This window comes from Heliobacterium chlorum (genome assembly GCF_014502795.1).
GTDB lineage: Bacteria > Bacillota > Desulfitobacteriia > Heliobacteriales > Heliobacteriaceae > Heliobacterium > Heliobacterium chlorum.
Window position 1 is genome coordinate 1 of sequence record NZ_JACVHF010000202.1, and the last position, 338, is coordinate 338.

At 28.1% G+C, this 338-nt stretch carries 1 protein-coding gene; it reads left to right on the plus strand.

Going from position 1 to position 338, the window contains the following annotated elements:
• On the plus strand, positions 1 to 277 hold a 277-nt coding region (locus H1S01_RS21015; RefSeq protein ID WP_188042204.1), incomplete at its 5' end, for a DUF1433 domain-containing protein.
• Positions 278 to 338 lie beyond the last annotated feature (61 nt).

Sequence of the window (338 nt, forward strand, 5' to 3'; positions counted from 1 at the left end):
CTATAAAACTTTAAAAATTACAGAAACTGGAAAAACACCTTTGGGCAACTATACAATAAAAGGATATATAAATAATAATAAAAAATTAGATTTTTTAGCTACTTTAAGCTCTGATAGCAATTATCAATTTGAAGATACAATAAGCTATCCTCAAGAAGTAGGAAATATGTACAAGCCTCCTAGATCTCACAAGAAGTTCCCTAGCCAAATCATCAAAGATAAAAACTTGAACGAAAATGAATATACAGCTGATCCACCTCTAATTTGGGGCTTTTAATATCCTTTAATCAACTTTATTTGAGGAGGTTTTTATGTTCACTAATAATAAAATTATATTG